We start from the raw sequence: 9,295 nt of genomic DNA, 5'->3' as shown, positions 1-9,295 counted from the left end.
CATTCACGTACCCTTCAGTCCGGCCCTCGAGAAGGATTTCTACCCGACGAAGGATCGCATCATCGCCGCCGTTCGGCGGCTGCTCGGACTGCAAATTCCGAGGGATGTCGCCCCCTCGTTCCGAGAATTAACCGCCCCCTGATTCCGAAATGATGCCGCGCCCTCGGAGGGGTGTATGGGCGTGGTGCTCTGCTGGTGAAATGTTGCTTCTTTTGGGTTGTCCGGGAGAAGGAATGAAATGCCTGCGGAGAGATTGGCGATGCGGCGTGTCCGCGAGATTTTGAGATATCGATTTGAAGAGGGCCTTGGCCACAAGGCGATCTCGTACAGGGTCGGGGCTGCGCCCTCGACTGTGCGCGAAACGCTTCGCCGGGCGGAGGCTGCCGAACTGGCTTGGCCGTTAGTGGACGAGATCACCGACGCGGTCCTGGAGGCTGCGCTCTAACGGGACGAAGACAGGGCACCGTCGCAGTGTGGAGCCGGACTGGGCTTGCGTGCATCGCGAGCTGAAGCGCAAGCATGTGACGCTGCAGATCCTGTGGGACGAATACATCGCTCGCCACCCCGATGATTACCGCTATAGCCGCTTTCGTGATCTATAAAGGGGCTGGGCATCCAATCTGCCAGTAACGATCCGGCAGAATCATGTCGCCGGCGACAAGCTCTTCGTCGATTATGCCGGCGATACGGTGACGGTGATCGTCGACCGGCTGAAGGGCAAGACGCGCCATCGCATCTGTTCGTGGCCGTGTTGGGCGCTTCGAGCCTATCCTATGCGGAAGGCGCTGGAGTGAGGACACTTCCGGACTGGCTGGGGTGTCACGTCAATGCACTGGAAGCGTTCGGCGGCGCGCCGGCTCTGTTGGCTCCCGACAACCAAGGCCGCCATCATCAAGGCCTGCCGTTACGACCCGCAGGTAAACCGCACCTATGCCGGTATGGCCGAGCATTATGGCAGTTCGGTGCTGCCGACCGGCCATGGCGGCCACGGCGGTGCGAATTGTCGAGCGCTGGCTTCTCGGCCGCCTGCGCCATCGTGTCTTTTACAGCCTGGCCGAGGTCAACGCGGCGATCGGCGAGTTGCTTGCCGATCTGAACGATAGCCGCGTGCTACGCCGTGTCGGCTGCACGCGGCGACAACTGTTCGACGAGATCGACCGGCCCGTGCTCAAGCCGTTGCCGGCTGAGCGTTACGTCTTTGCTGAATGGCGCATTCGGCGCGCCGGCCTCGACTACCAGTCGAGATCGACCGGCACTATTACTCGGTGCCATACCGCTTTGCGCGGGAGCAGATGGAGGCGCGCATCACGGCGACCACCATCGAGCTGTTCCGTAAGGGCGAGAGGATCGCCGCCCATCTGCGCTCCAGCGGCAATGGGCGGCACACGACGGTGTCGGATCACATGCCTTCATCGCACCGCCGCTTTGCCGACTGGACGATCGAGAGGATCACCCGGGAAGCTTCCGCGATCGGCCCCGATGCGGCCTTGCTGTGCCAGAAGATACTGGCGGATCGGCCGCATCCCGAACAAGGCTTCCGCGCCTGTCTTGGCGTCATCCGGCTCGTCAAGGGCTTCGGCCGCGAGCGCGTCAACGCCGCCTGCGGCCGGGCGCTGGAGATCAACGCCCGGACTTATGGCTCAGTCCGTTCAATCCTCGACAATCACCTCGACCGGGCATCGTCGCGCCAGGCGACGGCTCGCGAGCCCATCGACCACCCCAATATCCGCGGTTCCCGCTATTACCACTGAAGGAGAATGACATGCTTGCACATCCCACTCTCGACCGGCTCAACGCCATGGGCCTGACCGGAATGGCCAAGGCGTTCAATGAACTGGCTGCCAATGGCGAGGCCGAACAGCTATCGTATGGCGAATGGCTGGCCCTGTTGCTCCACCGGGAATGGAGCTGGCGCTATGATCACAAGCTCGGCGCCCGCCTGCGCTTTGCCAAGCTGCCGCCATCAGGCCGCCCCCGAGGATGTGGACTATCGTGGCGATCACGGCCTCGATCGAGCCTTGTTCCTCAAGCTCACGCGGGCGACTGGATCGATGCCCATGACAATCTGGCCATCTGCGGCCCATCAGGGGTCGGCAAGAGTTGATTGGCCTGCGCGCTCGGGCATAAGGCCTGCCGGGAGGACCGTGCCGTTCTCTATCAGCGTGTCCCACGCCTGTTCGCCAACCTGGCGCTCGCCAGAGGCGATGGTCGCTACGCACGCCTGCAACGCACGCTCGCCCGCGTCCAATTGCTGATCCTTGATGATTGGGGCCTTGAACCACTCGACGATCAGGCCCGGCACGATCTCCTCGAAATCCTCGAGGATCGCTACGGCCGCCGCTCCACCATCATCACCAGCCAACTGCCCGTGTCAGCATGGCATGACGTCATCGGAAATCCGACTTATTCCGACGCAATCCTGAATCGCCTCGTTCACAACGCTCATCGCATCGATCTAAGGGGCGAAAGCCTGCGGCGAAAGCAGCCGCAAAAAGCTTGACACATGAAGCATACGAAATGACAACAATCAACGCCAGCAGAGCCCTAGCCCCAGGGGGCGAGATCATCACGGAATCCGGGGGCGCAATCATATCGGAACAAAGGGGCGGCTTCGTCGGAATCGGCAGCTCTGACATCCTCGAAGACTCCGACAGAATGGAAAGCAAAAATGACAACCCACATCGTTCATCGTTCTACGATTCCGGCAATTTCTCTGAGGCCGAATAGGGGTTCTTTGCCCGTCCTATTCATGAGCCTTGTGGTTCGAGCGCGGCTGAGCGTTCGGTCATGCAGGTGTGAGGCGTCGTTTTCACCGCGTTAAACAAACATTGCTTCGGCCAGCAGCAGCCTGCGTCTCATCTGACGAAGATCCTCGATTGAAATCCAGTGTCTCCCGCCTAACTGAAGGCACCCACGGGATCGTTGCATAGGATCCCTTCGAAGAGCGAGCGCCGGGTTATGACGCCGGCGGGCTCTCCACTGTCAAAGACTGCGATCAGATCTCCCGCATCCGCAGCTGTCCTGATCACTGTCGCGAGCTTGTCGGCAGTCTGAACACGCGGCAGCCCGCAGAATTGCTCAACAGAAAGTGTCGCTATGCTTTCCCGCCGCTGCATGATCTTCCGGGCGGTAACGAGATTGAGGCGCGAAATGCCGGAGACGAAGTCAGCGACATAGCTGTCCGCAGGTGCGGTGACGATATCTTCCGGCGTTCCCACTTGAACGAATTTGCCATCTTTCATGATCGCAATATGATCGCCAAGGCGAATGGCTTCATCAAGGTCATGCGTGATAAAGACCGTGGTCTTCCTGACCACCTTCGTGAGCTCCAGGAACTGCTGCTGGAGCTGGCGGCGAATTAGCGGATCGAGCGCCGAGAAGGGTTCATCCATCAGCAGGATTTGCGGGTCGGCGGCCATGGCGCGCGCAAGGCCCACGCGCTGCTTCATGCCGCCGGAAAGTTCATCCGGGTAGCGGTCCCCCCAGCCACCCAGATCGACGAGGCGCAGCTTATCCTCCGCGACACGTCGACGGTCTTCTCGGGACCTACCGCGCAGTTCGAGGCTGAGGGCGACATTGTCAAAGACAGTGCGGTGCGGTAACAGCGCCATGTGCTGGAACACCATGCCGACCTGCTCGGAACGGAGCTTGCGCAGCTCGGTTGGAGAAAGATCGTTGATGACCCGACCGCCAATCTGGATCTCGCCTGCAGTCGGTTCGATCAACCTGTTGAGATGGCGGACCAAGGTCGACTTGCCCGAGCCTGACAGCCCCATGATGCAAAAAATCTCACCGGGCTGGACCGAGAAGGACACCTTGGCGACACCAACGACGCAGCCGAACTCTTCGAGGATCTGGTGCTTGCTAGCGCCGACGTCGCGCGCTGCCGCGAGAGCTTCCTGTTCGCGCTTCCCGAAGATTTTCCAAAGACCGGAACACACAATTGCGGCTGAAGTCATTAGCGGAGCTCTCTCATAATAGAGGGCCGGAGATAGGACGGTTACTTCGCGGCCGTCGCTTCGGCGATCCACTGATCCCACTCTGTTTGGTGGGCAGCGATCCAGTCCGTGGCGTGTTTCATGATCTGTTCGTTGCTCTTCTCACCACTGAAAATCAGGTTGTTTTCAGCATTGACGTCTTCAATAGGAATCTGGACTAGTTCAAAGAACTTCTTTGCTTTGGGGTTGGCACCCAACCAAACCTTGTTTGCAACGATCTTCTGATCATTTACCGGAAAACCGAGATTTCCGATTCCTTCAACGACCGTATTTCCTGCCTGCCCATCGGGTAGAGAGGTTTTCTTGACATTGAGCCAAACAACTTCCTTGCTTGGGCGGAGAATGCTTGATAGCCATAGCGGCGTAAAGGTGTAGTAAAGAGTAGGCTTTCCAGCCTTGATGCGCTCGATTGCATCAGGAATAATAATGAAATAGCCGCCCTGCTTCTGCTCGACGGTATCACGTAGACCGTAGGCGTCGAGCTGATGCTCGATTACGCGTTCGCAGCCCCAACCTGGTTCGCAACCGTAGAGATCGGCCTTGCCATTTCCGTCGATATCAAAGAGCTTGGCCTTTTCGGGATCTTTGAGGTCCTCTAGGAACCTGATACTGGTCTGGTCCGCCGTTTTCTTATCGATTAGATAACCCTGAATGCTGTTCTTGGTTATTGTGCCGACGCGCACCAACTTCTCGTCGCCGCCCGCTTGCTTAAAGAACGCGTTATGAAGTGGGACCCAGAGGATGGGGTAGAAGTCCAGGTCGCCATTCGCGACGGCAGTGAGAAGAAGGGGCAGTGCGGGAACCGCCGTAGGGTCGGCAATGTCATAACCCAGTTCTTTGAGGCCTTGATCGACGACATAGTTCTGGAAGAGACCTTCCGGAACTCCGTCCCACGCGGGCTTCGCCTGGTCGGCGAATGCGGGGGCGGCAAAACCGACTAATACCAGCGCCACCAATACCGATTGAAGTTTCATCGTTCCCTCCTTGTTTGTCCCTGGAGCACGACGCTCAGGCACTATGATTAGTAAGACGTGTGAAAGAGTTGGCTTTCCGCCGGAATGTTCAATTGAGGCGTGCCGTACGCTACAGACAAAGGCGAAAATCAATCGGCAGGCGATTTATTGGCGAATTCATCTTGTGATTGGTTTGAGGTAACCTCGTCGCCCCGACGACCGTCCCGCTTTCCGCGTTTGGTGAGCCCGACAACACCTCGGATCATGCCGACTGGTCCCTGAAGCCAAATCTCTCCAGGCCGGCGCTTCTGCGTAGACAGCGAATGCGAGAAGCGATCGAGCACAATCGCCAAGGTGACGATCCCAAGCCCGCCAACTGTAGCCAGCCCGATGTCGAGACGGCCGATCCCCCGCAGCACCGTTTGTCCTAGTCCGCCGACCGCGATCATCGAGGCAACGACTACCATCCCGAGCGACATCATCAATGTCTGATTGATGCCCGCCATGATCGTGGGAAGCGCGAGCGGCAATTGTGCCTTCCACAGCAACTGGCATTCTGTGGACCCAAATGCCCGCATGGCCTCGACGACTTCTTCGGGCACCTGCCGGATACCCAAGTTGGTGAGGCGGATCAACGGAGGGACCGCGTAGATGACGGTCACGATCACGCCCGGCACATTGCCAATGCCAAACAGCATGACGATTGGCACCAAATAGACAAAGGCCGGAATCGTCTGCATGCCGTCGAGGATCGGGCGCATGATCATGAACACTCGTTCGCTTCGTGCCGCCCAAATGCCAAGTGGAAGCCCAAGTGCGAAAGCAACGACGAGCGCCGTCAGCACAATCGAAAGCGTCGTCATGGAATCTTGCCAGACGCCAATGAAGCCAAGGAAAACAAGCGACCCAAGGATGGTACTTGCCAGCCGCCGCCCTCCAACCTGCCAAGCCACAAGTCCGGCGAAGATAATGAATATCGTCGGCGAAACAGAATTAAGAACGAAACCAAACCACTGCAGCAAAGTGTCAAACGGCATCTTTACGGTTTGAAAGAACGGCCGATAATTGTCGACGGTCCAGCGCAACCCGCTGATCATCCACTCCGCAAGAGGGATTGTGCTACACTTGAAGGGGTCCAATATCCCACAACCAGACATTTTGCCCTCCTCCTGCCTCGGCGGCGCCTCTCTGCTCCAGTCGCATTGCTCTGAAAGCTTCTCCCCTAGGTGGTCTTAGCACCGCACGAGCAAAGCCGGTTCGGAAAAAAAGGCGTACGGCCGGTTGAGTTTTTTGCCAGAGTAGCTGGTGAGCGCGGTAACGGAGCGCTACGCGCGAAGCGAGCGGGCAGAGAAGTCGCGCATTCTCGATGAGTTCGTGGCGGTGAGCGGCTTTCACCGGAAGCATGCGATGCGCCTATTGCGCAACGGACCGCAGGCGGGCCGTTCGGGGCCGCGGCGGCTTTATGACGATGCGGTTGAAGCCCATCAGTACCAAGTTCAAAGGGGGTAAGCAGCGCGTCCGGCAAAGCGGCTTGTGGCAACTTCCGGATTTAGGCTGTCTTCATTAATGGCTGTCTTAGGAGAAACCTCAAAATATCTCATTATAATATTATTGTAAATTCGGTCACAGACGTAAATAAGACCGACTTTAGGAGCCGCACGTAGCGCCCGTTCGTTCGTTGTTCGAATGAATGCGGTGACCTTATCAAGACCTAAGTAATCAAAAGCAAATTTTATTGCTGCTCTACCGCCCTCACCAGCAATTCCTTTACCGGACGCCTCGAGGTTTAGGTAGTATTCAAGTTCTACGTTTTTTGGATTTTCGGGCATGTTTGGGCCGCTGCGCATCAATCCGCAACTGCCAGCGAACTTTCTATTTCGGTCTTCGCTTTTGATGAATACCATCCATAAGCCGAAATGATTGTGCTGCCAATGATCAATGAGCCTAAGCAGTTCAGCTTTCGACTGCTCTATCGTCGGATAGACTCCCTCCCCGACGGCGTTTACCACGAGCGGATCGCTACGAAGTCCATGTAGAAGAAGCTCGTCGTTATGCGACGGCGGCCTTAGGATTAGGCGCTGCGTTTCTAGGATGTGCATGAGAAGCTCCTTTCCGAGTGGCAGTTAAAACTGAGCGGCACCCACATAATCTCCTAAAATGCGCGTTCCTTGGGTTAAAGTTTTAAGAAATTCGCTGAGTGTCTAAATCAAAACGACTGGTGCAATTTCAAGGTCTTGCGAGGGCGAAGCGTGAGCAAGCGGATATGTGCGATGAAGACTCAGGCTTCGGCGGATGCGATGGTTCGTTTGAACTCCTTGGCCAGTCTGCGGCATCTGCCGAGCCAAGCGAATGTTCTCTCCACCACCCGTCTGCGGGGATACGAGCACTTTTTTGTGGTGTCCTGGCGCCAAAGCAAGGGCGCAGTGCACCAATCAGGGAAAGCGAGAATAAGGACGCCCGACGGCGCTTGCAGCCGATGCACCGCGCTTCGCCAAAGGGGGGTCGCACGCGCGGTAGAAGAATACCGCGTGCAGAGCACAGCGCTTGTCGATCTACATGATCTGCGGCTAAATGTGTGCCGACAAGTAGTCGCGGTCGGCTGGGTGCGGAGCGGGCAAGGCTCGGCACCGGGCGGCATCGCCATCTCGTCGGGATCATATGAATCAAGCGTGCGCAAGGGAGGCTACCCGCGCAAGCGACTCGTCAAAAATTGCCAAGGCTTCGTCGATGATCTCGTTCGATGCTGTAAGCGGCGCAAGGACGCGGATGACGTTATGCGCGGGTCCGGCCGAGGCGAGCAGAAGACCGTGCATCGCGGCGTCTTCCACGAGTCTCGCCGTCAGCGCTGTCGCCGGGCGTTGGGACATTGCATCGTCGACGAATTCAATACCGATCATCGCGCCCAATCCGCGCACCTCACCGACAATTGGGCAATTGGTCCCCAGGTTGAGGGTGCGGAAGCCGGTGGTAAGGCGCTCGCCGATTTCCATGCTGCGGGCAGCCAGGTTCTCCTCCTCCAGCACGTTGAGGGCGGCAAGTGCCGCTGCGCATGCAAGGGGATTGCCGGCGTAGGTGCCTCCGAGTCCGCCAGACGGTGCAGCGTCCATGATCACCGCCTTGCCGATGACAGCGGCGATTGGGAGCCCGCCGCCGAAACTCTTTCCCAGCGCTACAAGATCCGGCTCCACCCCTGAATGCTCGATGGCAAAAACCCGGCCGGTGCGAGCGAAGCCGGACTGGACCTCATCCGCGATTAGGACGATGCCGTGGGCGTCGCACAAAGCGCGCAGACCGCGTATGAACTCCGACGGCGCCGGCAGGAAACCACCTTCACCCTGGACCGGTTCGATCACCATGGCTGCAACTTGGTCGGGCTCGATCTGCGTCTCGAACAGGTCTCGAAGCGCTTGAAGAGCCTCGTCTGCGCTCGGGCCTCGATAGGCCGAAGGAAAGGGCGCGTGGTAAATATCGGTGGGGAAGGGGCCGAAGCCGCGTTTGTATGGGTCGAGCTGTGAAGTCATCGCAAGGGTCAGTAACGTGCGTCCGTGAAAGCCTCCTCTGAAGACGACGACACCCCTTCGACCCGAGTGGACGCGAGCGATCTTTACCGCGTTCTCCACCGCTTCTGCGCCAGTGGTGACAAGCAGGGTTTTCGCCGGCGTGGCGAACGGAGCTATCGCGTTGAAGCGTTCCGCGAGACGCACGTAGCCGTCATAGGGAATGCTGCCGAAGAAGGTATGGGTGAAGTGCTGCAACTGCGTTCTGACTGCATCAACCACCTGCGGATGCGAATGTCCGACCGCAAGCGCGCCCATGCCGCCGATGAAATCGATATACCGGCGGCCCTCCGTGTCCCAAATCTCCGCGCCTTGGGCGCGTTCCGCGCATACCGGAAACGCACATGCAACGCCGCGCGGCAATGCGCGCTCACGTCTCGCGTGGAGTTCTGCGCTCGATCGTGCCATCATGCTGCAATACACTCCCCTGTACAAACACGCGTTGCATCGGCTGCCAGCTTCGCCAGCGAGATTTGCTGTAGCGTCGTCATGGCCGCTCCTGCGTTGGTGCGTTGGCCTTCTCGGGCACTTGGAAAACCCAGTAATGCGCGTTCTCTTCGGCGACGTATCTGCTGTCTTTTAGACACTGTACCAGCACAAGGACGCCCGCATCCTGCAGACGCCGCACCTCGTCTTCAAAGGATGTGGCCTCCGCATAGCTCTTGCGGGTGCTTGCGATGATGAATCCGTTCGGGCGCGTGACGCGAGCCAGTTCGCGCAGCCCATCCGGTCGGACATGCCCGAGCGTGAAGACGCCGCAGCAGACGGTGATGTCATAGCTCGCGCT

6 protein-coding genes and 5 pseudogenes are annotated in these 9,295 nt (G+C 58.5%); 4 read left to right on the top strand and 7 right to left on the bottom strand.

Going from position 1 to position 9,295, the window contains the following annotated elements:
- The first annotated feature begins 259 nt into the window (after window positions 1-259).
- The 3 genes and pseudogenes from istA (at window position 260) to NKI16_RS33510 (ending at window position 2,727) form a co-directional block, all read left to right on the top strand.
- Window positions 260-1,751: pseudogene (istA, locus tag NKI16_RS33520) on the top strand (IS21 family transposase).
- Between the two features lie 11 nt (window positions 1,752-1,762).
- Window positions 1,763-2,500, top strand: a pseudogene (istB, locus tag NKI16_RS33515) (IS21-like element helper ATPase IstB).
- Window positions 2,501-2,517: 17 nt separating this feature from the next.
- Window positions 2,518-2,727, top strand: a complete 210-nt coding sequence (locus tag NKI16_RS33510; protein WP_352924717.1) for a hypothetical protein — start codon at window positions 2,518-2,520, stop codon at window positions 2,725-2,727.
- A 170-nt stretch (window positions 2,728-2,897) separates the two neighbouring features.
- Here the strand turns inward: NKI16_RS33510 and NKI16_RS33505 are convergent, their stop codons facing one another.
- The 3 genes from NKI16_RS33505 to NKI16_RS33495 form a co-directional block, all read right to left on the bottom strand.
- The gene (locus NKI16_RS33505) at window positions 2,898-3,959 is read right to left on the bottom strand and encodes a quaternary amine ABC transporter ATP-binding protein (protein ID WP_352924715.1); all 1,062 of its coding nucleotides are present in this window, start codon (window positions 3,957-3,959) and stop codon (window positions 2,898-2,900) included.
- Window positions 3,960-4,000: 41 nt separating this feature from the next.
- Entirely contained in the window at window positions 4,001-4,972 is a 972-nt protein-coding gene (gene proX / locus NKI16_RS33500) for a glycine betaine/L-proline ABC transporter substrate-binding protein ProX (protein ID WP_352924713.1), read from the bottom strand.
- A 128-nt stretch (window positions 4,973-5,100) separates the two neighbouring features.
- Window positions 5,101-6,048: an ABC transporter permease gene (locus NKI16_RS33495; RefSeq protein WP_352924711.1), complete on the bottom strand. Its 948-nt coding sequence runs from the start codon at window positions 6,046-6,048 to the stop codon at window positions 5,101-5,103.
- Between the two features lie 205 nt (window positions 6,049-6,253).
- On the opposite strand from NKI16_RS33495, the pseudogene NKI16_RS33490 reads away from it, so the two are divergent.
- Window positions 6,254-6,424, top strand: a pseudogene (locus NKI16_RS33490) (transposase); the annotation flags it as partial.
- 23 nt (window positions 6,425-6,447) lie between these two features.
- Here the strand turns inward: NKI16_RS33490 and NKI16_RS33485 are convergent.
- From NKI16_RS33485 to NKI16_RS33475, 4 genes and pseudogenes are all read right to left on the bottom strand, one after another.
- A complete protein-coding gene (locus NKI16_RS33485; protein ID WP_352924709.1) occupies window positions 6,448-7,050 on the bottom strand; it encodes a GNAT family N-acetyltransferase in 603 nt (200 codons plus the stop codon).
- Window positions 7,051-7,229: 179 nt separating this feature from the next.
- Window positions 7,230-7,331 (bottom strand): annotated as a pseudogene (locus NKI16_RS34220) (IS5/IS1182 family transposase); the annotation flags it as partial.
- A gap of 283 nt (window positions 7,332-7,614) precedes the next feature.
- Window positions 7,615-8,919 carry a 4-aminobutyrate--2-oxoglutarate transaminase gene (gabT, locus tag NKI16_RS33480; RefSeq protein ID WP_352924708.1) on the bottom strand — a complete coding sequence of 435 codons (1,305 nt, stop codon included), beginning with the start codon at window positions 8,917-8,919 and terminating at the stop codon, window positions 7,615-7,617.
- Between the two features lie 76 nt (window positions 8,920-8,995).
- Window positions 8,996-9,295 (bottom strand): annotated as a pseudogene (locus NKI16_RS33475) (class I SAM-dependent DNA methyltransferase); the annotation flags it as partial.

It is taken from the genome of Mesorhizobium sp. M0698, assembly GCF_040320455.1.
Classification (GTDB): domain Bacteria; phylum Pseudomonadota; class Alphaproteobacteria; order Rhizobiales; family Rhizobiaceae; genus Mesorhizobium.
Note: the sequence above shows the minus strand (reverse complement) of the source record. Positions and strands in the feature narration are given on the sequence as shown.

Coding starts and splice junctions, on each gene's coding strand:
- NKI16_RS33510 (WP_352924717.1), top strand. CDS start 2,518: ATGACAACAATCAACGCCAGCAGAGCCCTAGCCCCAGGGGGCGAGATC.
- proX (WP_352924713.1), bottom strand. CDS start 4,972: ATGAAACTTCAATCGGTATTGGTGGCGCTGGTATTAGTCGGTTTTGCC.
- NKI16_RS33505 (WP_352924715.1), bottom strand. CDS start 3,959: ATGACTTCAGCCGCAATTGTGTGTTCCGGTCTTTGGAAAATCTTCGGG.
- NKI16_RS33485 (WP_352924709.1), bottom strand. CDS start 7,050: ATGCACATCCTAGAAACGCAGCGCCTAATCCTAAGGCCGCCGTCGCAT.
- gabT (WP_352924708.1), bottom strand. CDS start 8,919: ATGATGGCACGATCGAGCGCAGAACTCCACGCGAGACGTGAGCGCGCA.
- NKI16_RS33495 (WP_352924711.1), bottom strand. CDS start 6,048: ATGATCAGCGGGTTGCGCTGGACCGTCGACAATTATCGGCCGTTCTTT.